Below are 24192 nucleotides of genomic sequence, written 5' to 3'. Positions count from 1 at the left end.
CTGGGGTTTTCTGTCTAGGGTGACCTTGGATTCTGGCCGATCGGGCACTTGCGGTCCGTGCTTCGCAATGCGTTGGTCGCGGGTCAGCCGAAGTTGCGGCCTTTGCCGCCTGCTCCTGGCTCAGGTGGCCCGCGATTGCGGCGGCATCGGCGTGACGTACACCGAAGGCGTTGGGCGAGTCGAGCAAGGACCCAGGCGCATCGCGCGCAGTTCGCGCTACTCGTCCGCCCTGATCCGACGCATGACGTACTCATGGGCATGCGTTTGTCCGGCGTCAAGGGCGTCTCGCGCGCACGGTGTCCTTCGCCGACAGCGTGTCGCCGGACCAGCAGAGCCGGTAGAGGTCGACGTCTCCCAGCAGGTCGCGGCCGGAACGGTAGAACTCGCAGCGGGTGCCGGGTGGCCGGGGTGCGGAACGTGCGTGGTCGGGTGGGTAGGGGTAGGCGCGGGCCGGCAGCAGGGGCGCGAGCTCGGCGCGCGGCCGGCCCACGGACAGCTCGTCGAAGTGGGAGGGCGGGAGCACGCTCGTCGTGAGTTGCCAGGCCAGGTAGGCGGCGGAGGGTACGAAGAAGACGGCTGCGACGACGGGGGCGACGAAGGCGACGGCGGAGCGGCGACGAGCCTCGCCTCGTACGGAGGCGAGGCGCTTGGCGGACTCCGGTGGAAACGGGGCCGAGGCTGTGTCCGGGCCCGGGGTGAGAGCGGCCTCGGAGGGTGAGGCGGGTGCTTGGGCCCGGGCCGGCTTGCCGGGTGCCGTTACGGGTTCCTGCGTCGGCGTACCGGGCGCGGTCACGCGTTTCGGCGTCGGCTTGCCGGGTGCCGTTACGGGTTCCGGCGTCGGCGTACCGGGCGCGGTCACGCGTTTCGGCGTCGGCTTGCCGGGTGCCGTTACGGGTTCCGGCGTCGGCGTACCGGGCGCGGTTACGGGTTTCTGCGTCGGCCTACCGGGTGCCGTCATGGGTTCCTGCGTCGGTGTTCGGGGGCGGGTGGTTGTCTGGTGCGGGAGGACGGCGGTGATGTGGAACCTTCCTGCGTCGGGCTCGGTCCGCAGGGAGCCGCCGAGGACGGCTACGCGCTCGTGAAGTCCTATGAGCCCGCGCCCGACGCCACGTCCCGGGCGGACGCCCGTGCGCGCCGAGCCACCGGCCGACGGAACCGCGTTCATGACGCTCACGTGGGTACGGCTGGGCTCGTGAGTGATCCGCACGCTGATGGGGCAGCCCGGCGCGTGTTTCACCGCGTTGGTGAGGGCCTCCTGCACGACCCGGTACATCCCGCGCGCTATCAGCGGTGACAGGGGAGACTCCGCGCCGCGCCGCTCCCAGCGCACCGGTACGCCGGAGGCGACCGCCCGCGAGAGGAGGTCCTCCACCGTGTCGTTCACCGGCAGGCTCGCGCCGGTGTTCCCGTCAGGAGGGTCGTGCAGGACGGCGACGGTGTCCCTCAGCTGCTCCACCGCGTCCGCGATCGTCCCGCGGAGCTCGGAGAGGTCGGCGCGGTCGCGGTCGGTGAGGTCGGGCGAGAGTTCCAGCGCACCGGCGCGGAGGGCGACCAGGCTCAAGGCGTGGCCGAGGGAGTCGTGCATGTCGGCCGCGATCCCCGCGCGTTCGGTCAGGCGCGCCCGTTCGGCGACCAGGTGTTGCCGATCCTCCAGGCTGCGGGCCAACCGCCAGCCCTCCCGTACGAGTTGGCGCCTGCCTCGCCAGTGCCGTCCCATGAGCCACGGAAGCAGCAGAGCTGCCGGCAGGACGGACATCGCGTAGAACCACCACACGGGGTGCGCACGCAGCACGGCGCAGGTCGCGAGGTTGACGGCGGAGCACCCGGCGAGCACGAGGAGCGGGCTTCGCGCCGCGGCCACGCGGGAGCCGAGCAGAAAGCTCAGAGCGGCCAGCGGCAGGACGTGGGTGTTGCCCGGAGTCGCCGGGTCGGCCAGGCCCACGGCACACAATCCGTTGACGAGCACGACGGCGGCCGCGGGGCGGTGGCGGGACCATGGCACGGCCACGGCGAGGACGGCCAGAGGGAGGAGCAGGTCCGTCGTCAAGGAGGCCGTGGCCGCGTCATGGAACCCGTAGCCGGTGGTGGCCGCGAGCGCGGCCCACAGAGCCGCGTCGGCGGCGCGCGCGGACCCGGCAGAGGTGGTACGAGCGTGCAGCATGGTGCGTCGGCCGCCCTTTCGTCGAGGTCCCGTGCCCGTCAGGTCGATTCTGTGGGAAGCGCTCGGACACCCGGCCCGGGGGACGTGCTCGTACCCCGAAAATCGGCCCCGCCGCAGGTCAGGCGTCCCGCCGTCGCAGCACGAGGAGACCGGCCACCTGGGCGGCGACGGCCCACACCAGCAGGATCAGGAGACTCACGGCGTCCGGGAACGGGGCTTTCCCGTCGCCCAGCATGAAATAGCCACCCGCGGTCTGCGGCAGGTAGTCGTTGACGGCCAGCAGCACCGGACCCCCCAGGCCGACCAGCATGCCGGGCAGGGCGGTGACCAGGAAGAAGACCATGGCCATGGCGCCTGCTGCCGTCCGGAGAGCGAACGACACTCCCACCGTCAGTACGCAGATCAGCGCGGCGTACACGCCCATGGCCACGGCTTGGTACGCCACCTTCGGCAGCTCGAACTCGGCGTGACCCCGGAAGGGGACCCAGGCCAGGGCGATGCCCAGCACGGCCCACACCATGGCGGTGACGAAGCCCACCAGGGCGCTCAGCAGCGCCTTGGCCAGCTGCACCCGGGCCCTGACCGGCACCCACAGCAGCGAGGTGCGCACGCTGCTCGTGGCGTACTCGCTCGTCACCGTGGTCATGGCCAGAATCACCAGGGCGAACTGGGTGAGGACGACCGAAGACACCGAGGCGTTCCCCACCGGCTGGACCGGCTTGTCGTTGATCCGGGCGATCGACCCGTAGTAGAACGTGAAGACCGAGGTCACGACGAGGCCGACCAGCAGGCAGACGTACGGCGTGCGAAGGGTCCACAGCTTGGTCCACTCGGAGGCGAAGGCACCGGCGAAGCCACCGCCCGCGGGGCCGGAGGCCGCCCGGCCACCGCGGTCGTCGCTCACGTCGGCCGTTACCGCGCTCATGCTTCCGCTCCCCGTGTCTGCCCGCTGCGCGGACCGTCGGGCAGCGGGTCGCCCGTTCCGTACTCCACGCTCCGCGCGGTGAGTTCCATGTAGACCTCCTCCAACGAGGCGGCGACGGTACGCAGTTCATGCAGCCGCAGCCCCAGCCCGTGGGCCAGATCGCCCACCTGCTCGGAACTGCGGCCCCTCACCACGAGTTCGCCGGCGGCGGGCGTCTCCACCCTCACGTCGCCGTCCTTCAGCAGGTGGCGGGTCAGCGTGTGCAGGTCTGCCATGTCGGGGGTGCGCACACGGACCGACGACAGCGCACTGCCGGCCAGGAGATCGGCCATCGGCGTGTCGGCCAGCAGCTTCCCCCGTCCGATGATGACCAGTCGGTCCGCGGTCAACTGCATCTCGCTCATCAGGTGACTGGAGAGGAAGACCGTCCGGCCCTCGGCTGCCAGGGACCGCACGAGCTCACGCACCCATCGGACGCCGTCCGGGTCGAGGCCGTTGACCGGCTCGTCGAAGACGAGCACCTGCGGGTCACCGAGCAGCGCGCCCGCCACTCCCAGGCGCTGGTGCATGCCCAGCGAGAACGCCCCGGCCGAACGGCGGGCCACCTTCGCCAGGCCGACCATCTCCAGCACCTCGTCCACCCGGCTCACCGGGATGCCGTTGCTGCGCGCCTGCGCCACCAGGTGGCTGCGTGCGGAGCGAGCCGGGTGCAGCGCCTTGGCGTCCAGGAGCGCGCCGACCTCGCGGACCGGGTGGCGCATCGAGGAGTACGGCCTGCCACCGATGAGCGCCTCGCCCCCGGAAGGGTGGTCCAAGCCGAGGATCATGCGCATCGTGGTCGACTTCCCCGCGCCGTTGGGGCCGAGGAAGCCGGTCACCAGACCACCCTTGACGTCCAGGGTCAGACCGTCCACGGCGACGGTCTCGCCGTAACGCTTGGTCAGTTCTCGAAGGGTGATCACAGAGCTCCTCGGTGCCGGTCGCGGATCACGGGAGTCGGCGGCGCGCCCCACGGACGGCACGTGGTGCTCGGTTCCGAAGCGGGAACCGCCGCGATTCCTGTACGAGAGAGACGCTAGAAGTCCGTGGGCCCGCCGCCCATCGGCCGAACGGCAGCGGCGTCCTGCCGTTCGTCAGGGGTGCCCTCCTCCCACGGGCTGATCGGCGAGAGAGACCGTTGGTACGGCGGCGGCTCGCCCTTAGGCTCGCCGGGTGGAAGAGACGACACCGGCCGGTCGCCCGGTCCGGGTGCTGATCGCCGATGACGAAGCGATGGTCCGGGCGGGGGTACGGGCCATCCTCGCCAGGGACCCGCACGTCGAGGTGGTCGCCGAGGCGGGCGACGGGCACGAGGCCATCGCGCTCACCCGCGCGCACCGGCCGGACGTGGTGCTGATGGACATCCGGATGCCGGGCCTGGACGGGCTGACGGCAGCGGCGCGGCTGCACCGGGAATCAGCGACGGTGGGACTGATCATGCTGACCACCTTCGGCCAGGACGAGTACGTCACCCGCGCCCTGGAGGAGGGCGCCGACGGCTTCCTGCTGAAGGCGGACGATCCGAGGGAACTGCTCAACGGGGTACGGGCGGTGGGAGCCGGCGGGGCCTACTTGTCTCCACGGGTCGCCGGCCGGGTCATCGCGGGGATGCGCGCGCACCGAGCAGCACACCCCCACCGCTCACTGGCTCGGCTCACCGAACGTGAACGCGAGGTGCTGGCCGGACTCGGGGCGGGCCTGTCGAACGCGGAGATCGCGAGCCGACTGCACCTCGTCGAGGGCACGGTGAAGGCCCACGTCAGCGCGGTACTCGCGAAACTGGGCGCCCGCAACCGGGTGGAGGCGGCCATCGCCGCGTACGAGGCGGACCTGGTCCCGCCCGGTCGCCGCTGACCAGGCTCATCACCCCCCCCGCACGGTCAGCCTTCCTGGGGTGCCGCGGCTACGCGCGGGCATCTGCGTCTTCACACACGGACCCCGTGCGCGCGGCACGGCCGCCGCCACCGTCCCCCGAGGGCTCCGGTCCGTGACGCTCCCGACCGATCTCGCCGATCTCCTCGATCTCGCCCACCTCGGAGGTGCGTCGCGGCTGAAGGAACGGGATCAGCGGGGGCGGCAGCACGGCGGGGGATCCGAGCAGCTCCCACTGGCAGCCCGGCACCCTGGCGTCGAGATCGCGCAACGATCGCCGCATCATCAGCAGGGTCAGGGCGTCCGACGCCCGGTCCCCGGGGGACCAGTGGCGGTCTCCCACCTGGGCCACCAGCACCATCCCCGACACGAAGGCCCTGCCCATCAGCCAGGTGAGTGCGGCGTCGCCCAGTTCGCCGGCCCCGAGCTCCGCCTCGACCCGTGCGCACAGGTCCAGCGCCCACGCGCGGGTCGCCCCGCTCACCTCCCAGGCGTCCCGCAGATCCTCCAAGGAGGCCGTCTCCGCCAGGCCCAGCAGGGCGCCGCGGACGTCACCGTCGGGAACGGTGCTCATCCCGCCGTCCGGCAGGAACACCTCCCGGGCGGCATCAGGGACGTCCTCGACCGTGTACTCGGCCAGTGACGCCGCCGGGTTGCCCCACCCCGTCGGCTGCACGGCCCGCAGCACGTCGCCGATCCCCTGCGGCGTGACGGCGGCGCCGCCCCGCAGCACCGTGGTCACCGCGGCAGCCGTGACCTCCCCGGCGGACAGGCTCGGAGGTTCCGGGTTCGCGTCCAGGGCGGCCAGTTCGGGAGGGGGCCACGCCACCCCCCGGTCACGCATGTACCGGGCGATGCCCTCGTCGATCCGACGCACCCGCGCGGGAACGAGCCGCACCCGCCGCCCCGAGGCGACCACCTCGTCGGCGACGCGCTCCGCCCACTCCTCCTCGTCCTCCCCCTCTCCGGGACCTTCCTCGCCGAGCCCGGCGCCCAGCCCCCGGACCGCCTTGCCGAAGGCGTTTCGCACGGCCTCCGCGGGCACCGGATGCCCTTCGCCGAACAGCTCCAGCGCCAGATGAGAGGGGCGAGCGCCCCTCCGCGCCAGCCGGGCGAGCGCCACCACCAGACCGAACGCCTCGTCGGCCGGGTCCGACGCGCTGCCGCGCCCCCGGCCCAGCGCCCGCGTCGTGTGGCCCGGCAGCAGCCCCGACCGCCGCCACGACGCGAGTTGCTTCGCCGACACCACGAAACCGTGCCGACGCGCGTGCTCGACGAGCTGCTGATCGGCGGAGACCGGACCACCGGGAGAAGACATGCCGCGAATCTACCCACTTCCGTCGGAAGAGGACGTGCCTTCGGGGAACGAGGACCTGTCTTCGGGAAACGGGCACGCGCCCTCGGGGAGCGAGGACGTGCCTTCGGGACATGAGGACGCGCCTCGGGGAATAGAGACCCCCCACCTTGGTCCGGGCCTCGCGCACCGGGCCTGGTGATCTGAGGGAGACGCCGGAGCACACGGCCCGGCCGCACATCAGGAGAAGACCATGCCCACCGCACTGACCGCACTGACCGCACTGCTCCCGGCCGCCGGACCCCTGCTCTGGGTCCTGATCACCGTCCTGTGCGTCCGGATCACCGTCCACGTCGTCATCGTCGTCGTCGCCCTGCTGCACCCCCGCCGCTCCCGCCGGAGGGAGGCCCGCCAGATCCTCGACTGCCACCTCCCCGTCCCCAGGGCCCTGTGACCCTTCTGGAGCGTGCCCCGGGGTCGTGGCACCGGCCGTCCCGGCCCCCACGGGCCGGTCAGCGGTTGACCCCGGCCTCCCGTCGGGGCGGCCCGGTGGCACCGGGACGGCGGTGCTCCGTGCCGGTGCCCGGTGTGGCAGGTTGCTGCCACCGGTGAGGTCCACGTCTCAGACGGTGCTCGCTCCGCGGGACGTCCCTGTCCGCTATCGGACAGGGACGCCCCGATCGCTGTCGAGGCGCGACAGCACGTTTCTAGGCTCCGGTGGGGGATGCCGGCGGCCGAGAGAGAGCCGCGTACCGGAGGGAAGCTGATGACCGCGCTGGCGGCGAGAATGCGGGGGCGGTCGATCATCAGTCGGCTGGTCGTCGGTGAGAGCGCCTTGGAGCGGCGGGTGCTCCGCGGGCTGGAACAGGTGGAGACCCGCCTGCTGAAGTGCGCGGGGGAGGCGGAGGATCCGCGGCTCGCCGAGGTCGCCGGGCATCTGATCGCCGCGGGGGGCAAGCGGCTGAGGCCGCTGCTCACCCTGCTCGGGGCCGAGTTCGGCGACGTTCGGGGCGAGGGGGTCATCGAGGCGGCCGTGGTGGCCGAGTTGATCCATACGGCTTCGCTGCACCACGACGACGTGATGGACGAGGCGCTGCTGCGGCACGGTGTCAGCAGCGTCAACGCCCGCTGGGGCAACACCGTCGCCGTCCGGTCGGGCAACTGGCTCCTGGCCAGGGCCGCCCGGTTGTCGGCCTCCCTGGCGCCGGAGGCGATACCGCTCCAGGCGGAGGCGTCCGAGCGGCTGGTCCGGGGGCAGTTGCGGGAGCTGGTCGGGCCGGACGGCGCGGAGCGGCGGCTGTCGCACTACTTCGCGGTGATCTCCGACAAGTCGGCGTCGCTGATCTCCCTCTCGCTGCGGCTCGGCGCGGTGCAGGCGGGCGCGCCCGCCGGGGTGGGCGAGGCGCTCGCGGCGTACGGCGAGCATCTCGGGGTCGCCTTCCAGATATCGGACGACCTGCTCGACATCACCTCGTCCTCGGCGGAGCTCGGCAAGGAGCAGGGCAAGGACCTCGCGGTGGGCGTGGCCGGCCTGCCCGTCCTGCTGGTGCTCGACGACGCGTGGCCCGGTGACGAGGAGCTCCGTTCGCTGTTGAGCGGGGCTCAGGCGATGCGCGGGCAGCAGCACGAGCGGACCCTCGCGTTGCTCCAGCGGTCCGGCTGCATGGCACGGGCCCGGGGGATCATGGACGAGCGGCTCGCCGCCGCGCGTGCGTCGTTGGGGCCGCTGCCGCCGGGGCCCGCGCGCAAGGCCCTGGAGTCCCTGTGCGAGTTCGTCGCCACCAGGACGGCGTAGCCGGACGTTCGCGGTCAGAGGCGCGCGCGTTCGCGGGCGCGCTCCACCGCCTGCCGGAGCGAGGTCTGGGCGGCGCCCCGGTGGGGGGCGAGCCGGGGGACGTGCCCGGACCTGGTCGTGTCCGCGCCCAGGAACAGCAGATCGTCGGCGAGCCCCACCGTGCGGAACGCCGCCCGGAGGTAGGGCTCCTGGAACTCGTCGGGGCGGTCCGCCGTGCCGGGGCGGGGGCTTCCGCCGCGAGCCGTCGCCACCACGGTCCGCAGACCGGACAGCGGTCCCCTTCCGGTGTGCGGGTCGACGAGCAGCGGCGGGATGGCGATCCGGTCGAACCATGCCTTGAAGGCGGAGGGAACGGAGAGGTTGTACATGGGCAGGCTGATCAACAGGGTGTCGCAGGCGATGAGTTCGTCGATCAGCTCCCAGCTGTGGCGCCAGCTGTCGAGCTCCTCGGGGGCGCGGGCCGCCCGGCGAGCCTCCTCCAGGTCCACCGTGCCCGCCGATTCGAGCCGCGAGACGACCTCGACCTGGGCCGCGTCGACGTGGCGGACGGGTGTGGCCGCCAGGTCCCGGTGCAGGACGCGGCCTTCGGGGTGGGCCCGGTGCCAGGCCGCCGCGAATTCGGCCGAGATCTGCCGGGAGACCGATTCGGGTCGGGGGCTGCAGTCGACGCGGAGCAAAGTGGACACGCCGGGTTACCTCTCATCGAAGGGTCGAGAGTGCGGGAATAGCTCCATTCAACCGGTCAACTCGGTCTCCGGCCGCGCCACTTGGAGTAACCATTGATGACGTCGGGCATTAGGGGAATCGACGGTGCGCATCGTGCTTGACGTACGGAAGCTGGTGCTGCTGCGCGAGGTGCAGGCGCGGGGGTCCATCGCAGCGGCGGCCGAGTCCCTCAACTACACGCGGTCGGCGGTGTCCCAGCAGCTGTCCGCGCTGGAGGCGGAGACCGGGACCGAACTGCTCGACCGGCGCAGCAACCGGGCCGGTCTGACCTCGGCCGGGCGGCTGCTGGTGGACCACACGGAGTACATACTCGCCGGCCTGGAGTCGGCGGAGTCCGACCTGCTCGCGGCGACCGGCCGGGTCTGCGGAGAGCTGCGGGTCGGCGTGCCGTTCCACGAGGGTCCCGCCCTGCTGATACCCGCGCTGACCCGGGTGCGTGATCTCCACCCCGCCCTCAGGATCACCTTGCGGGCGCTTCCGGTGGGCGGCTGCCGGGAGGCGGTGCGGCTCGGACAGGTCGATCTGGCGCTCGCGATGGGGTACGACGAGGTGCCGGAGCCGTCGATGCCGGGGCTGCACGAGGAGCCGGTGGCCGCCGACCGGGTGCGGCTGGCCGTCGGGCCGGGGGGAGCCGACGAGCCGGCGGGCCGCCTGCCCGACCGGCTCGCCGCGTACGCCGACCGGGCCTGGGCCCTCGACCCGGACTCGGGGCTCGGCCGGCTCACCGTGCATGCCTGCGCCTCCGCGGGCTTCGTCCCCGACATCGTGGCCCGGACCTCCGATCTGCAGGCCACCCTCGGCCTCGTCTCGCTGGGCTGGGGGGTCGCCCTCGTACCGGATCTGGTGCCGGACCGGCCCGGATACCCGGTCCGCCGGATCACCCTCGACGGCCCCGGCCTGATGCGCCACGTCTCCCTCGTCGTGCGCAGTGGGGCCGTGTCCAACCCCTCGGTGTCGGCCGTCCTCGCGGAGGTGCGCCGGCAGTCGGGCGCGTCGCTCCGGCTGCCGTGACGCGGGGGCGGGGCCGGGGCGGGCGGTCAGGCCTCGATCAGCCGATGGAACAGGACGGTGTCGAAGATGTCCTCCATCACCGTGGCCTTCCCGTCGCGCAGCGTCCAGGAGTGGACGAACTCCAGCTCCTCCGTGTGCCCCCGCAAGGACGTCACCTGGCGTACGCCGAACACCACGATCCGGTCGCCCGCGCACACGAACTCCCGCGGCTCCAGGCGCATTCCCCCCAGCACGGCGGGAACCCGGGCGAGGAAGCTGCGGACGCCGGCGTGCCCGTGCCGGGCGCCGCCCAACTGGTACGCGGACATCCCGACGGGATGGATCCACCGGATGTCCGGCGCCAGGATCCCCAGGAGGACGTCGGCGTCCTGGCGGCCGAAGGCCCGGTAGGCCTCCTGGACCAGCTCCAGGTTGGGCGGCGTCACGGTGGACGCCCCGGCGTCCTGGACGACCCGGGCGGGCGGCGGGGTCTCGGTCTGGTCGGTCACGGGCATGGGACTCTCCTCAACGGTGGGCGGGGCTCGTGGGCGTCGCGCCGGTCACGGCCGGGTCCGCTCCGGGGACGTGCTCGGGGAAGTGGGCGGCGAGGGTGCGGCGGATGCCGTCCTGCCAGGAGACCGTGCAGGGGCCGGTGAGCGCGCGGCGGCGGGCCGGGTCGAAGCGGTAGGTCTCACGGGTCACCTCGGACGGCGCCAACAGGGCCGGCACCCCGGTCAGTTCGCTCATGTGCCGTACGCAGTCGGTGATGCCCACCGACTCGTCGCCGCCCCAGTTGACCAGGGTCGCCGGGGTGGACGCGGCGTCCCACAGGGCCGGGACCTGGGCCACGAGGTCGTCGGTGTACAGCGGTGAGAACCAGTTCTGCCCCTGAAGCGGGACGGGGATCGGCTCCTTCGCGAGCATCCGCCGGAAGTACAGCATGGGTACGCCGCCGTATCCGCCGGGCCCGTAGGCGATGTTGAGGCGGGCGATGGTGGTGGGCAGGCCGAGCACCTGGCTGAGGGCGCGCACCGCTCCCTCGGTGGCGATCTTCCCCACGGGGTAGGCGGGCAGCCAGTCGGCGACCCCGTCGATCGGGTCGTCCTCTTGGTACAGGTGGTCGAGCGACTGCCGTGCGTAGAGGGCGCCGGTGGAGACGTAGAGGAACGCGTCGGCGGAGGCGCAGTGCGCCATGAGCCGGCCGGTGGCGACCGCGTTGGCCTCGATCGTGGCGTTGAAGTCGCCGTCGTTCCCGCGGCGTACGGCGGAGTGGAGGACGTGGGTGAAGTCGTCGGGGACGGCGGCGAGCGCGTCCGGCGAGGGGTCTTCCAGGTCCCAGCGCCGGGTGGTGATCGACGTCCGGTTCAGCTCCCGTTCGATCCCCGGTGTGCCGAACCTGCCCAGGCACCACACGTCGTTGTGTTCGGCGAGTGCCTCCGCGACGGGTCGGGCGACCTGTCCGGTGCCGCCCGTGACCAGGATCTTCTTGCCCTTCAGCATCAGCTCTCCGTCTCGGTGGCGGGGGAGGTGGTGGACGCGGCGGCGGAGTCGGCGGCCCGGTGCTCGTCGTGGGCACGTCGCCGTGCCGTCGCGTCGGCGTCCGCCAGGGCGCGGTCGAGCTCCCGGCGCAGGATGGCCTGGAAGGACGCCACGTGCTGGGGGCTCATCAGCGTGTAGTGCTCGCCGGGAACCTCGATGTAGCGGTTGGGCCCGGTGGTGTGCTCGTCCCAGCGGCGCAGTTCGTTGTTGAGCCAGTCCTCCTTGGTGCCGCGCAGCGGGATGGCGTGGAAGACGCTCATCGTGGGGACCGTGCCGGTCGGCCGGTAGGAGCGGCCGAGGTCGGTCAGGGCGTTGGCGACATGGGCCCAGCCGGCGAACTTGTCCGGGGTCAGGTCCAGTTCGGCGAGCCGGTCGGGCCGGGCGAGGTCGAGGAGCCGGGTGACCTGCTCCTCGAAGGGCAGCCCGCGCAGCAGGCCCGGCAGCTCCCGGGACTGTCTGCGGTCGATCAGGGCCAGGAAGAACGCCAGGTTGACGGCCGTCTCGGTGAAGTCCAGCTCCTTCATGCGGTACTCGATGTTCGGCGGCAGGTTGAAGCTGCCGACGAAGTCCACGCGCTCGCCCCGGGAGCGCAGCGCCTTCGCGATCTCGAAGGCGACCGCGCCGCCGTAGGAGTAGCCGGCGACGGCGTAGGGGCCGTGGGGCTGCTGGGACCGGATGGCGTCGACGTAGCAGTCGACCATCTGCTCGAAGGTGGCGAAGGGCTTGTCCCCGTCGTCGAACCCTCGGGCGCGCAGGGCGTGGAAGGGCCGGTCGCCCACGAAGTACTTGGCCAGGTTGACGAAGACGAGGACCTCGCCGACACCGGGGTGCACGCAGAACAGGGGGGTCTTGGTTCCGCTGGTCTGCATCGGCACGATCGGGTCGTAGGCGGGCGCGGCGGCGGTGGTCCGTTCGGTGAGCCGTGCGGCGAGGGCCCGGGCGGTGGGGGCCCTCAGCACCGTGATGATCTCCAGGTCGCCGACGCCCAGGTGGCGGCCGACCTTGCTGCGCAGGCGGAGGATGTCCAGGGAGGTGCCGCCGAGGTCGAAGAAGTTGGCGGTCGCGCTGATGGATCCGGGCGCCACGTCGAGTATCTCGGCGTAGATGTCGCACAGGATCCGCTCGGTGTCGGTCGCGGGCGCCGTGTAGCCGCCGAGCATGCGCAGGGTGAGGTCGGCGACGGCGCGGGCCGGTCCGTCGTACGCGCCCGACTCCAGGCGACCGCGCATCAGGGACCGCTGGATCTTGCCGAGGCTGGTCTTGGGGAAGGCTTCCCTGGGCAGGGGCAGGACGAGGAAGGGGCGGAACCCCCAGTGCATCACGGCGCTGCTGCGTACGGCGGTGAGCACCTGGTGGAGGGCGGTGTCGTCGCCTTCGGGGACCTCCGCGTGCAGGGCGATCACCAGCTGTTCGGTGTCGGCGCCCGCGGGGCGGGTCGGGAAGGCGGCCACGTAGGAGCCCGCCACGCCGGGCAGTTGCTCGACGGAGGTCTCGATCTCGTGGCTGTAGTAGTTGACCCCGTTGACGATGATGCTGTCCTTGCTGCGGCCGACCAGGGAGAGCCGGCCCTCGACGATCCGGCCGAGGTCGCCGCTGCGGAACCAGCCGTCGGCGGTGAACGCGTCGGCGGTGGCACGGGGGTTGTTGTGGTAACCGGAGGTGATCATGGGGCCGTTGAGCTGGAGTTCGCCCGTCTCGCCGTCCGGCAGCTCGCGGTCGTGCTCGTCGGCCACGCGGAGGGCCAGGCCGGGCACCGGGGTGCCGAGGGAGGCGAATTCGCAGCCCTGGTCCACGGCGGGGAACGCCCGGTGGGAGTAGATGCTGCCGGCGCAGGTCTCGGTCATGCCGAAGGCCGGCCACAGGGCGTCGGGGGCGAGCCCGTACGGGGCGAACGCGTCGAGGAACGCCTCGCCGGTGGCGCGGACGACCGCCTCGCCGCCGCTGACGATGTGCCGCAGCCGGGTCAGGTCGAGTCTCTCGCCCCGCTCGCGGAGCTCCTCGACCGCCGCATTGAGCATACCGAGGAGGAAGTTGGGCGTGAAGGTCATCGTCACGCCGTGCTCCGAGGCGATGCGCAGGAACTGCGTCGGGTCCTCCAGGACGACCCGGGGCTCCACGTGCAGCTGGTTGCTTCCCCGGGAGAGGGGGAGCAGGTGGCACTCCAGGAGCGCGGCCACGTGGTCGAACGAGATCCAGTTCAGGGTGGTGTCCGCCGGGGTGAGCCGGTGGTAGTGGTTCTTCCCCGCCATGGAGGCCAGCAGGTTGGCGTGGCTGAGCACGACCGCCTTGGAGTTGCCCGTCGAGCCCGAGGTCAGGACGAGCAGCGCGGTGTCCTCGGGCGACGCGGCGTGCGCGGTGGCGGGCTCCGCGGCGGCGCCCAGCTCCTCGACGAGGGCGACCATGAGGCCGTCGACCGGAGGGAGTTCGGCGGCCAGGGCCCCGTCCGTGACGACGAGGGGGTGGTCGAGCAGGGTGTCGATCTGGCCCAGCCGGGCGGCCCAGCGTTCCGGGTCGCCGCGCAGGGGTGCCATGGGGCACGGCACGAACCCGCCGAGCACCGCCGCCCAGAACGCGGTCAGGAACTCCTTGGGCCGTTCCAGGATCAGGAGGACCTTGTCCTGGGGGCGCAGCCCCCGGGCGCGCAGTCCGGAGAGCATCCGCAGGGCGTCCGCGAGGAGTTCCGTGTGGCTCTGCTCCTGTACGTCCGCGGGCGTGCCGGGAAGGTGGTAGCGGAGGCCCGAGGCGGGGTGGTGCCGTGCGGCGTGCACGAGAAGGCCGGCGATGCTCTGGTGCGGTGAGGTGTTCACGGTTGTCTCCCTCGCCTGGTGGCGTGACAGGACCTGATGGCGCCGCGGTGGGCGGGGCCGATGACGGGTGTGCCGTGACAGGGGAGTGCGCACGGCGGCTGATCACGTGCGGTGCGACGGCGGACGCGAGCCCGGGAAACCGATAAATACCGCGGCTATTCACCGGCTATTTATGGAGGGGAATCGCCGTGAGCCGAATAGGGTGCTGCTGGCCCGTTTCGGGCGGTATAGGGGGCCGGTGTTCGCGTCGCCCGGAGGGGGTGGATCTCGCCGTCGACCGGTGCGTGACGGCGGGGGAGGGGGTGCGGGTGCCCGGAGGTGGCTGATTCTGCGTGGTTGCCCGGTCCGTTGGGGGTGGAGCGCGCTGGCTTGAAATGTGTCGCTCTGTCAGCACCTCGGACGACTGAGGTGCGCTTTCGGCGTGCCTGCTGGTGCCCGTGTGAAGGGTGTTGCCGATCTTCGATGTGTGCACGCCGTGGGCATGGCGAGGAATCTAGGCGGACAGCCGTCCGTAGTGCGGGACGTATGGCCGCTAGCGGACAGGGATACTACGCAACGTGAATGTTACGTCACGGTAATGCCACCGAAAAGGAATATGAGCCGCCGCTTCCGGCGATTCGGTGCAGTTTGCTGACAAGAGTCCAGAGGCTGTTTCCGTAGTCCTGTTCCTGTGTTGTGCGCGACTGTTCTATATTCAATAATGCCTTAAAGGGTGTAGGGGGCTGTTGACTGGATGTGATTGCTCGAACTACTGTCTGGAGCAATCTGGTCGGACTTGCTGTCGACGCTTAGTCGATAGGCCGACAAATGTTTTAGTCATCAAAGTTCCCGCGGGGGCGTACCTGTGAAGCCCGCGGCCGGCGGAAGTCTCGCCGGGAGCGGGGGCCTGGTGCGCTACAGGGGGGCTTTCAGATGTCGGACGCGTTGCTTGAACACAGAAGTGGCGAGAGAGCGGCGACCGCCGATCACTCCGCCAGTCTGGAACAGACGCTGTTGCAGGTCAGCGCCTTGATCGATTCAACGGTCCTGCTGCACAGGCAGCGTTCGATGTCTCCCCAGCCGGTGGCGCGCACGGGCGGGGTCCCCATCGGGGACGCCCTGGAGGCGCTCATCGGCCGGACCCGCCACACGGTGTGCGTCGCCCTGGCCGAGACCGGCGAGTTCGCCGACGCCGTGGTGCGTTCGCTCAGCTGCATCCCGGCCCGGGCCGCCGTGCGGATCCTGTGCACCGCCGACGCCACGGACGCCTCCCTGGCGCGGCTCGACCAGTTGGCCGACCGGCGGGTCGAGGTCCAGGTCTCGGAGAGCGAACTGCGCGAGACCCTGGTGGTCGACGGGGTGGCCGCGCTGGTCCGCGGCGTCGAGGGGACCAAGGGGCAGACCGCCATCGTGAACGACCCCGCCGCGGTGCGAGCTCTCGAACTCCTCTTCGCGGGCGCGTGGTCCCGGGGCCGCAGGCTGGCCGATCACCTCCGGCTGAGCCCCCGCCTCCGCACCGAACTGGCCCATCGCATCCTGGAGCGGCTGCGCGCGGGCAACACGGACGAGACCGCGGCCCGCGAACTCCAGGTGTCGCTGCGCACCTACCGGCGCTACGTGGCCGAGATCATGCGCGAACTCGACGCGCACTCACGCTTTCAGGCCGGAGTGAGGGCCGTGGAGGTCGGACTCCTCACGGAGTAGGGCGAGCCGCCGCGTCGCGGAACCGTGCGAGGGAAAGCGGCCCGGGCGGACAGCGTGCCCAGGGGTCTTGACGGCTGAACCAAGGTAGGTGGACAGGACGTGCCCATCGGGGGAGACGATGAGCTGGAGAGCGCTCTACTCCAGGTGCGGGCGCTGATCGAGTCGACGGTCGCGCTGCACCGGGACCGCAATCTCCAGGAGAGCCTGATCACCGGCCTCGACAACGACTACGACGTCGTGCTCGACCAGGCGCAGCAGCTCATCGAGGGTGCTTGCCGGAGCATCGACATCGTGCACGCGCGCAAGCTCGGCTCCGACGAACGGTCCGAGCGCACGGAGAGGGAGCTCATCTACGACGCCCGGGAGGGGGTGCAGGTGCGGCTCCTGGCCAGCCCGGCCATGCTCGACGAGGGCTATGTGCGGGAGCAGTTGTCCAGGGAGAACCCGGTGGCCATCCGGGTCGCCCGGGTTCCGCCGCTCCAGGCGCTGATCGTCGACGAGTGCGCCGCCCTGGTGGTGGCCGACTCGGCGGTCGGCCGGCGGGCCTCGGTGATCCGTGTCCCGGAGGTGCTCAACACCCTGCAGAGCCTCTTCGAGAACGTGTGGACGCGGGCCGTCCCCGCCGGGGAACGCACCGTGTTCGGGGACCGCTACCGGGCCTCGCTCGCCCGGCAGATACTCGGCGCGCTCCAGGCCGGCGTCACGGACGAGGTGGCGGCCCGCGAGCTGACCATCTCCGTGCGCACCTACCGGCGGCATGTCGCGGAGATCATGGCCCTGCTCGGGGCGCAGTCCCGGTTCCAGGCAGGGGTGCGCGCCGCCGAGCTGGGATTGCTGCCACCGGCGGCCGGATCGGGCCCGGAGCGCGGTGGACCGTTGGCACCTTCCTGAAAGGTTCGTTGCCGCCCGCGCCGCGCCGCCGTTTCATGAGGTGTCAGGAACGGGACCCCCCGAGGGGCCCGTTCCCCGGCGGCTGGTACCCCCCCCCGTTGGCCGTCGGCGCACGAGGCCGGTCATCCCGTCCGGGATGGCCGGCCCTGCGTGCCCTTCGAAGAGCGTCGTGCGGAAGGCGGGTTCATGAATCAGGTACCGGTCGGGCTGGTGTTTCCGGGTCAGGGGACACAGAAGCGCGCCATGGGAGCGCCCTGGCGGGACACCCCGTCCTGGGCGATCGCGGAGGAGGTCTCCGCCGTCACCGGCGAGGACCTTCCCGAGCTGCTGCTGGACACCTCCGACGAACACCTCCGGCGTACGGATCTCGCGCAGCTGAGCGTCTTCACGGTCGCGTTGATGGCCCACGCCGAAGCGGTGCGCGACGGTGTCATCGACGGCCCGGTCGCCGGCTGCGCCGGGCACAGCCTCGGTGAGTACGCGGCCCTCGTGGCGTCCGGGGTCCTGACCGTCGGCCGGGCCGCGGCCCTCGTCGCGGTCCGGGGACGGGCCATGCGGGAGGCCGCGGGGGCCCGCGAGGGCACGATGGGCGTCGTGGTGGCGGCCCCGCTGGGCGAGGTGGAGGCCCTGGCGGGCGAGATGCGCGCCTCCGGCGCCGACGTGTGGGTGGCCAACGTCAACGCCCCCGGCCAGACGGTGGTCTCGGGTTCGCCCGACGCGATCGGGGAGGTCGCGGACCGGGCGCCGTCGATCGGGGGCAAGATGCTCCGCCTCGCGGTCGGCGGGGCCTTCCACAGTCCGTACATGGCCCCTGCCGCGGAGGCGCTCGGCAGATCGCTGCGGGACACCGTCTTCGCCCCGGCCGCGGTGCCGGTGGTGACCAACGTCGACGCCGAGGCGCACGCGGGCGAGGCCGACTGGCCCGCCCTCTGCATCCGGCAGCTCACCTCCCCGGTGCTGTGGGAGCGGAGCGTGCGGACCCTCACCGGGCCGCTCGGCTGCGGCCGGCTCGTCGAGCTGGGACCGGGCCGGACGCTCGCCGGGCTGATCCGCCGGATCGACCCGGGCGTGGAGACCGTCTCGGTGAACAAGCCCCTGGCCGCCCCCGCCCGGTCGGCGGGTGAACGATGAGCGTGGCGACCCGGCAGCCGAAGCGGGTCAGCGGCATCGGGGTGCTCGACAAGGCCTCGGCACTCCTCGACGTGGTGGAGAAGGGCCCGGTGTCGCTGGCGGAGCTGGTGTCGGGCAGCGGGTTCGCCCGTCCGACCGTCCACCGCATCGCCCTGGGGCTGGAGAGCCTCGGACTGCTCGCCCGCGACTTCAGGGGGCGGTTCGTCCTCGGCCCGAGGCTCGGCAACATGGTGGTGGAGGTGCAGCGCGACCGGCTGGTCAAGGCGGCCACCCCGGTGCTCTCGGAGCTGCGGGAGCTGACGGGGCTGGACGCGCGGCTGTTCCGGCGCAGCGGGGCCATGCAGGTCTGCGTCGGCGCCCGGACCGAGGCGGACGGGGACGCGGAGGAGCTGCCGGTCGGTACCGCCCGTTCGCTGCGGGCGGGCCCGGTGGCCCAGGTGCTGCTGGCCTGGGAGGAGCCGGGGGAGCTGTACGAAGGGCTGCGCAGCGCCCGGTTCACCGCCGCCCAGCTCTCGCTCGTACGCCGTCGCGGGTGGGTGCACGGCCCCGACGCGACGATGCCGGGGGCCGTGTCGATCGCGGTGCCGGTGCGGGCCATGGGCAAGCGGGTGGTGGCCGCACTCGCCCTGACCGGGGCGCATCCCAGGATGCCCGCCATCCCCAGCCGGCTGCTGCTGGGCGCCGTCATCGACGCGGCGGGCGAACTCGGTGACGTACTCGTGGACACCCGGCCCGTCCGCTCGCGCGCGGCGGTCTCCCAGCGGGGTTAGCCCCCGGCCGGCCCGGCGCGTCCGCCGGCGGTGCGCCCGGGGGCGCGGATACGTGTCGCCGGGCGTCGCGGTGCTCCGTTCCGACGGCCGCGCGCTGCCCGGCACCGGGACGTACGTACCGGATCGGAGCGGGTCCGGGACCGCGCCCCGGCGGCCGGTCACCGTCTGCCGCACGGACCTCCCGACCGGGAACGCCGGGAACGCCGGGGGCGATCCGGGTGCTCGTATCGCCTTCTTTTCCGGGCCTCATTCCTTCCCGACAAGTTCTTCGAATCAGGAGAGTAACTTCCTTTCCCCCGTGCGGCACCGGCCGCGCGGATGTTGGCAGGAAGGTGAAAGGCGCCGGAATTCGACGGCCCCTTCTGCATAACGGCACTTTCCTGTCACGTCTATTGGGCGCGGCAGGTCACGCTGCGAGAGTCGGCCACGACCGTCGCGGTCCCGGGCCACAGGAGGAATCGGGTATGACGATGCATGACCGGGTGGGCGAACTGGCCCAGATCCGTCACGAGGTACTCGAAGGCGTCGACACGGCCACGCGGGCCCAGCACGCCAAGGGGAAGCTGACGGTGCGCGAACGTCTGGCGCTCCTCTTCGACGAGGGCTCCTTCACGGAGACCGAGCAGTTGCGCAGGCACCGGGCCACCGGCTTCGGCCTGGAGGCGAAGAGGCCGCACACCGACGGCGTGGTGACGGGCTGGGGCACGGTCGAGGGGCGCACGGTCTTCGCCTTCGCCCATGACTTCCGGATCTTCGGAGGGGCGCTCGGGGAGGCCCACGCCGCCAAGATCCACAAGCTGATGGACCTGGCGATCGCCGCCGGGGCGCCGCTGGTCTCCCTCAACGACGGAGCCGGGGCGCGCATCCAGGAGGGCGTCTCCGCCCTGGCGGGCTACGGCGGGATCTTCCAGCGCAACACCCGCGCCTCCGGAGTGATCCCGCAGATCAGCGTGATGCTCGGCCCGTGCGCGGGCGGCGCGGCCTACAGCCCGGCGCTCACCGACTTCGTCTTCATGGTCCGGGACACCTCGCAGATGTTCATCACCGGACCCGACGTGGTGCGGGCCGTCACCGGTGAGGAGATCACCCAGAACGGGCTCGGCGGGGCCGACGTCCACGCGGAGACCTCGGGGGTGGCGCACTTCGCCTACGACGACGAGGAGACCTGCCTCGCCGAGGTCCGCTACCTGCTGTCCCTGCTGCCCTCCAACAACCGGGCGCTGCCGCCCGTCGTGCGCCCCGAGGACCCGGCCGACCGGCGGTGCGAACGGCTGCTGGAGCTGGTGCCGCTGGACGGCAGCCGTCCGTACGACATGCGCGAGGTGATCTCCGAACTCGTCGACGAGGGCGAGTACATGGAGGTGCACGAGCGCTGGGCCGCCAACGTCATCACCGCCCTGACCCGGCTGGACGGCCAGGTGGTCGGGATCGTCGCCAACCAGCCGCAGTCCTTCGCGGGCGTGCTGGACATCCACGCCTCGGAGAAGGCCGCACGGTTCGTCCAGCTGTGCGACGCCTTCAACATTCCGCTGGTCACCCTGGTCGACGTGCCCGGCTTCCTGCCCGGCGTCGACCAGGAGCACCGGGGCATCATCCGGCACGGCGCCAAGCTGCTGTACGCCTACTGCAACGCCACCGTCCCCCGGGTGCAGGTGATCCTGCGCAAGGCGTACGGCGGCGCGTACATCGTGATGGACTCCCTCTCCATCGGGGCGGACCTCTCCCTGGCCTGGCCGGCCAACGAGATCGCCGTGATGGGGGCGGAGGGCGCGGCCAACGTGGTCTTCCGGCGGCGGATCCAGGCGGCGGACGACCCCGAGGCGACGCGCCGGCAGCTGGTCAAGGAGTACAAGTCCGAGCTGATGCACCCGTATTACGCGGCGGAGCGCGGCCTCGTCGACGATGTGATCGACCCCGCGGACACCCGGTCCGCCCTGGTCCGCGCCCTGGCCATGCTGCGCTCGAAGAACGCCGCGCTTCCCTCGCGCAAGCACGGAAACCCCCCGGTGTAGAGGAGTAAGCCATGCCGATCTCCCCGTTCGACGGGCCACTTGGTGACGGACTGCTCAAGGTCGTCAGCGGCTCCCCCTCCCCGGAGGAGCTCGCGGCCGTCGTCGCGCTGCTCACCGCCCTGGCCGGTGGGGGCGGGGCCGTGATCTCGCCCGACGGTGGCCGCGGCGCGGCGCCCGCCCGGGCCGGCTGGGCTCGCCGGGAGGGGGGCCCGCCCTGTTCCTGGGCCGCGGCGGAGCCCGTGCCCGGCAGCTAGCTGCCAGTCGCGTTGCGGGCCCTTCGGCGCCCTGTTAACCAGTACAAAAGCGGAGTGAACGGGTCATGCGGAGGCCGTCCGCGATATCGGGAGGCAGCTCGTGCTTCAGGTGGTGTTCCGGATCCTGGGGCCGTTGGACATCAGCGCCGGAGGGCGGACGATCGTCCTCACCGGCGCCCGTCAGCGCACGATCATGTCCATGCTGCTGCTCGCGCCGGACCGGGTGGTCTCGGTGGACAAGCTGGCCGACGCCGTCTGGAACGGGGCCCCGCCGCCGACCGCGCGCAACCAGATCGCCATCTGCGTCTCGGCCCTGCGCAAGACGTTCAAGGCGGCGGCCGGGGCGGACGACATGCTGGTCACCAGCCACCCCGGCTACATGGTGGTCACCGGCGAACACCGCATCGACGCGGTGGAGTTCGAGGAACGGGCGGCACGGGGCCGGGAGGCCGCCCGCGGCGGCCGGACCGAGGAGGCCTGCGCCCACTTCGACGAGGCCTTCGCCATGTGGCGCGGCCCGGCCCTGGAGGGGATACCGGCCGAGCGGGTCGAGGCCGAGGCGTCCCGGCTGACCGGGACGCGGCTCGACGCGTACGAGGAGTACATGGGGCTGCGGCTGGAGCTGGCCCAGCACCGCGAGGTGCTGGGCGAACTGGCCGCCTTCGTGCGCGAGCACCCGCTGCGGGAGCAGGCCGCGGCGCACCTGATGCTGGCCCAGTACCGTTCGGGGCGCCGGGCCGAGGCGCTGGAGACCTATCGCGAGGGCCGCCAGATCCTGGCCGACGAGCTGGGCATCGACCCCGGGCCCGCGCTTCGCCGACTGCACGACCAGATCCTCGCCGACTCCCCGCTCCTCGGCCTGCCCGTCGAGCCGGTGCTGCCGGTCCCCCCGGTGGCGGTTCCGGCCCATCTGCCCCTCGACGCGCTGTCGTTCACGGGTCGCTCGGCCGAACTGGCCGTCCTGGACCGCCTGCTGGAGCAGGTGGGCGGATCGGCGCTGCCGGTCGGCTCGATCACCGGCATCGGAGGCGTGGGCAAGACGGCGCTCGCCGTCCGCTGGGCGCACCGGGCCGTCGGCCGCTTCCCCGACGGCCAGCTCTTCGCCGACATGAGGGGATACGACGAGGAGGCCCCCCGGCGGGCCGGTGCGGTGCTCGACCGGTTCCTGCGCGCGCTCGGCGTGCCCGGATCCGACATCCCCGGGGACCCGCACGAGCGGACCGCGCTGTTCCGCAGCGTCCTGGACGGCCGCCGCGTCCTGATCGTGCTCGACAACGCCCGCTCGTTCCGGCAGATCCAGCCCCTGCTGCCCGGCTCCGGCCCCTCCTGCGTGCTGGTCACCAGCCGCGACCCCATGGGCGGGGCCCTGGCCGGCGACTACGCCTTCGTCCCCCTGCGGCTGGGCGCCCTGGGACACGAGGAGTCGATCGCGCTGCTCTCCAAGGTCGCCGCGGACGACCGGCTCGCCGCCGACCCGGTGGCCGCGGACCGCCTCGCCGCCCTGTGCGACCGGCTGCCGCTGGCACTGCGCATCGCGGCCGCCCGGCTCGCCGCCAAACCCCACTGGTCGGTCCGCACCCTGGTGGAGCGGCTGGAGGACCAGCACCGCAGGCTCGACGAACTCAGTCCGGACGAACGGGGGGTGCGGGCGGGCCTGCGGCTGAGCTATCGGGACCTGCCGCCCGCCACCGCGCGGATGTTCCGGCTGCTCGGCTCTCTGAACGTGCCCGACTTCGCCTCCTGGGCCGGGGCCGCGCTCCTCGACATCGACCCGATCGACGCGGAGGACCTGATCGAGGAGCTCGTCGACGCGCAGATGCTGGTGCCGCTCCCCTTCACGACCGGCAGGGTGCGCTACCGCTTCCAGGACCTGCCGAGGCTGTTCGCCCGGGAACGGGCGGTCGCCGAGGACACGGAGGAGGAGCGGCGCGCGGCCCTGTGCCGCGCCGCGGGCGCGTGGCTCGCGCTCGCCTCGGAGGCGCACCGCCGGGTGTACGGGGGCGACTACACGATCATCCACGGGACGGCCCGCCCGTGGCCGCTGCCGGCGCGGTTGACGGAGAGCCTGCTGGAGGATCCGATGGAGTGGTTCGAGAGCGAGCGCGCCTCCGTCGTCGCCCTGGTCGACCGGACCGCCCGGGAGGGCGAGGCCGGATACGCCTGGGACCTGGCGATCACCAGTGTCACCCTCCTGCAGAACCGCAACTACCTGGAGGACTGGCGCTTCTGCGGCGACCGTGCGCTGGACGCCGTACGGGAGTCGGGCGACCGGCTCGGCGAGGCCGTGATGCTCCAGTCGCTCGGCACGCTCGGGATCATCCGCTGGGAGTTCGACGAGGCCGCCGCCTTCCTCGACCAGGCGTGGAAGCTTTTCGAGGAACTGGAGGAGGGGCAGCGGGAGACGGGCGAGAAGGGGCGGGCCCTGGTGCTCCGCAACCAGGCGCTGTGCGCCCGCCACCGCGGGGAGCTGGACGTCGCGCGGGACCTGGTCCGGCGCTCGCTGGTGATCTTCCGCCGGGTCGGCGACCGGTACGCGGAGACCCATGTGCTCGGCCTGCTGGCCCAGATCGAGCTGGAGCGGGGGCGGCCCCGGGCGGGACTGCTGCTGTCGGCCGAGGCGGTCGCCCGCAGCCGGGGGCTGGGGAGCGTGCGGGGCGAGGCGCAGAGCACCGTCCGCTTCGCCGAGGCGCTGATCCACCAGGGGGAGGGCCGCCGGGCCGAGGAGGCGTGCAGGCGTGCGCTGGAACTCGTCCGGGGCAGCGGCGACCGGCGCGGTGAGGCCCACGCGCTGCGGACCCTGGGCGAGGCGCTGTGGTGCCAGGAGAGGTACGAGGAGGCCGGGGCGGTGCTCGCGCTGGCCCTGTCCGCCGCGGGCAAGGTCCCGGACCGGTATCTGGAGGCGAGGGCGGGGACGGCCCTGGGCTGTGTGCGCGCCCTGCTCGGCGACGAGGACGGCGCCGCCGCCTGCTTCCGGGCGGCGGGCGACCATTTCGCCGCGGTCGGCGCACCGTACTGGCGGGAGCGGACGACGCTGCTGCTGGCGGCGCTCGGCCGGCGCGAGCGGATCGCCTCGCCGGGGCTCGTCGAACTGGTACGGCCGTGACGTGACCCGCCCGCCGGCGGGTCAGGTCCAGGGGTCGTCGCCCCGCACGGAGGTCCACGGGTCGTCCGCGGCCGTCCCGGTGACCGCCCGGTCCGCCGACGGGGCCGTGTACGCGACGGATCCGATGGCGGCCACGAGCAGTACCGCGCCCGTGGCGACGACTGTCCTGGCCGAGGTGAAGACGAAGCGCTGCACGGCAC

General features: G+C 72.4%; 20 protein-coding genes. 11 read left to right on the top strand and 9 right to left on the bottom strand.

What is annotated here, in order from left to right; translation table 11 throughout:
• Nucleotides 1-274: 274 nt before the first annotated feature.
• The 3 genes from DTB53_RS25975 to DTB53_RS25965 form a co-directional block, all read right to left on the bottom strand.
• The gene (locus tag DTB53_RS25975; protein ID WP_012379789.1) at nt 275-2161 is read right to left on the bottom strand and encodes a sensor histidine kinase; all 1887 of its coding nucleotides are present in this window, start codon (nt 2159-2161) and stop codon (nt 275-277) included.
• A 118-nt stretch (nt 2162-2279) separates the two neighbouring features.
• The gene (locus DTB53_RS25970; RefSeq protein ID WP_012379788.1) at nt 2280-3086 is read right to left on the bottom strand and encodes an ABC transporter permease; all 807 of its coding nucleotides are present in this window, start codon (nt 3084-3086) and stop codon (nt 2280-2282) included.
• The gene (locus tag DTB53_RS25965; RefSeq protein ID WP_012379787.1) at nt 3083-4048 is read right to left on the bottom strand and encodes an ATP-binding cassette domain-containing protein; all 966 of its coding nucleotides are present in this window, start codon (nt 4046-4048) and stop codon (nt 3083-3085) included. Before DTB53_RS25965 ends, DTB53_RS25970 begins: the two co-directional genes overlap by 4 nt.
• 310 nt (nt 4049-4358) lie before the next feature.
• Between DTB53_RS25965 and DTB53_RS25960 the strand changes: the two genes are divergently transcribed.
• A complete protein-coding gene (locus DTB53_RS25960; protein WP_236586295.1) occupies nt 4359-4979 on the top strand; it encodes a response regulator in 621 nt (206 codons plus the stop codon).
• A gap of 49 nt (nt 4980-5028) precedes the next feature.
• On the opposite strand, the gene DTB53_RS25955 is transcribed toward DTB53_RS25960, so the two are convergent.
• A complete protein-coding gene (locus DTB53_RS25955) occupies nt 5029-6315 on the bottom strand; it encodes a hypothetical protein (protein ID WP_012379785.1) in 1287 nt (428 codons plus the stop codon).
• Between the two features lie 229 nt (nt 6316-6544).
• Here DTB53_RS25955 and DTB53_RS25950 point away from each other — a divergent pair, with 229 nt between their 5' ends.
• The gene (locus tag DTB53_RS25950; RefSeq protein ID WP_003967413.1) at nt 6545-6745 is read left to right on the top strand and encodes a hypothetical protein; all 201 of its coding nucleotides are present in this window, start codon (nt 6545-6547) and stop codon (nt 6743-6745) included.
• 312 nt (nt 6746-7057) lie between these two features.
• The gene (locus DTB53_RS25945) at nt 7058-8086 is read left to right on the top strand and encodes a polyprenyl synthetase family protein (RefSeq protein ID WP_042496546.1); all 1029 of its coding nucleotides are present in this window, start codon (nt 7058-7060) and stop codon (nt 8084-8086) included.
• 14 nt (nt 8087-8100) lie between these two features.
• Here the strand turns inward: DTB53_RS25945 and DTB53_RS25940 are convergent, their stop codons facing one another.
• A complete protein-coding gene (locus DTB53_RS25940; RefSeq protein ID WP_012379783.1) occupies nt 8101-8772 on the bottom strand; it encodes an FMN-dependent NADH-azoreductase in 672 nt (223 codons plus the stop codon).
• A gap of 133 nt (nt 8773-8905) precedes the next feature.
• Between DTB53_RS25940 and DTB53_RS25935 the strand changes: the two genes are divergently transcribed.
• Complete coding sequence (locus tag DTB53_RS25935; protein WP_030704673.1) at nt 8906-9823, top strand: LysR family transcriptional regulator; 918 nt, start codon at nt 8906-8908, stop codon at nt 9821-9823.
• 26 nt (nt 9824-9849) lie between these two features.
• Here the strand turns inward: DTB53_RS25935 and DTB53_RS25930 are convergent, their stop codons facing one another.
• The 3 genes from DTB53_RS25930 to DTB53_RS25920 are packed head-to-tail and all read right to left on the bottom strand — an operon-like array spanning nt 9850 to nt 14148.
• On the bottom strand, nt 9850-10317 hold the full coding sequence (locus tag DTB53_RS25930; RefSeq protein WP_172595295.1) for a nuclear transport factor 2 family protein: 468 nt from the start codon (nt 10315-10317) through the stop codon (nt 9850-9852).
• A gap of 10 nt (nt 10318-10327) precedes the next feature.
• Nucleotides 10328-11302, bottom strand: coding sequence for an NAD-dependent epimerase/dehydratase family protein (locus DTB53_RS25925; RefSeq protein WP_012379780.1), 975 nt, complete (start codon nt 11300-11302; stop codon nt 10328-10330).
• Nucleotides 11302-14148, bottom strand: a complete 2847-nt coding sequence (locus DTB53_RS25920) for a non-ribosomal peptide synthetase (RefSeq protein ID WP_042496543.1) — start codon at nt 14146-14148, stop codon at nt 11302-11304. Before DTB53_RS25920 ends, DTB53_RS25925 begins: the two co-directional genes overlap by 1 nt.
• 1047 nt (nt 14149-15195) lie before the next feature.
• Here DTB53_RS25920 and DTB53_RS25915 point away from each other — a divergent pair.
• The 7 genes from DTB53_RS25915 to DTB53_RS25885 all read left to right on the top strand — a co-directional run bounded on the left by DTB53_RS25915 (nt 15196) and on the right by DTB53_RS25885 (nt 23992).
• Entirely contained in the window at nt 15196-15831 is a 636-nt protein-coding gene (locus tag DTB53_RS25915) for a helix-turn-helix domain-containing protein (protein ID WP_234345424.1), read from the top strand.
• A gap of 99 nt (nt 15832-15930) precedes the next feature.
• Nucleotides 15931-16722 (top strand): LuxR family transcriptional regulator, encoded by a 792-nt coding sequence (locus tag DTB53_RS25910; protein ID WP_012379778.1) that lies wholly within the window; start codon nt 15931-15933, stop codon nt 16720-16722.
• A 186-nt stretch (nt 16723-16908) separates the two neighbouring features.
• Nucleotides 16909-17853: an ACP S-malonyltransferase gene (locus DTB53_RS25905; RefSeq protein WP_003967404.1), complete on the top strand. Its 945-nt coding sequence runs from the start codon at nt 16909-16911 to the stop codon at nt 17851-17853.
• Nucleotides 17850-18623 (top strand): IclR family transcriptional regulator, encoded by a 774-nt coding sequence (locus tag DTB53_RS25900; RefSeq protein ID WP_003967403.1) that lies wholly within the window; start codon nt 17850-17852, stop codon nt 18621-18623. The genes DTB53_RS25905 and DTB53_RS25900 overlap by 4 nt, the downstream gene beginning before the upstream one ends.
• Before the next feature lie 464 nt (nt 18624-19087).
• Nucleotides 19088-20635 (top strand): acyl-CoA carboxylase subunit beta, encoded by a 1548-nt coding sequence (locus DTB53_RS25895; protein ID WP_042496540.1) that lies wholly within the window; start codon nt 19088-19090, stop codon nt 20633-20635.
• Between the two features lie 11 nt (nt 20636-20646).
• Entirely contained in the window at nt 20647-20889 is a 243-nt protein-coding gene (locus DTB53_RS25890) for an acyl-CoA carboxylase subunit epsilon (protein WP_012379776.1), read from the top strand.
• 100 nt (nt 20890-20989) lie between these two features.
• The gene (locus tag DTB53_RS25885; protein WP_012379775.1) at nt 20990-23992 is read left to right on the top strand and encodes an AfsR/SARP family transcriptional regulator; all 3003 of its coding nucleotides are present in this window, start codon (nt 20990-20992) and stop codon (nt 23990-23992) included.
• Nucleotides 23993-24013: 21 nt separating this feature from the next.
• On the opposite strand, the gene DTB53_RS36945 is transcribed toward DTB53_RS25885, so the two are convergent.
• Nucleotides 24014-24187: a hypothetical protein gene (locus tag DTB53_RS36945; protein ID WP_003967399.1), complete on the bottom strand. Its 174-nt coding sequence runs from the start codon at nt 24185-24187 to the stop codon at nt 24014-24016.
• Between the last annotated feature and the right edge of the window lie 5 nt (nt 24188-24192).

The organism is Streptomyces griseus, assembly GCF_900460065.1.
GTDB lineage: Bacteria > Actinomycetota > Actinomycetes > Streptomycetales > Streptomycetaceae > Streptomyces > Streptomyces griseus.
This window is presented reverse-complemented; position numbering and strand designations above follow the sequence as displayed.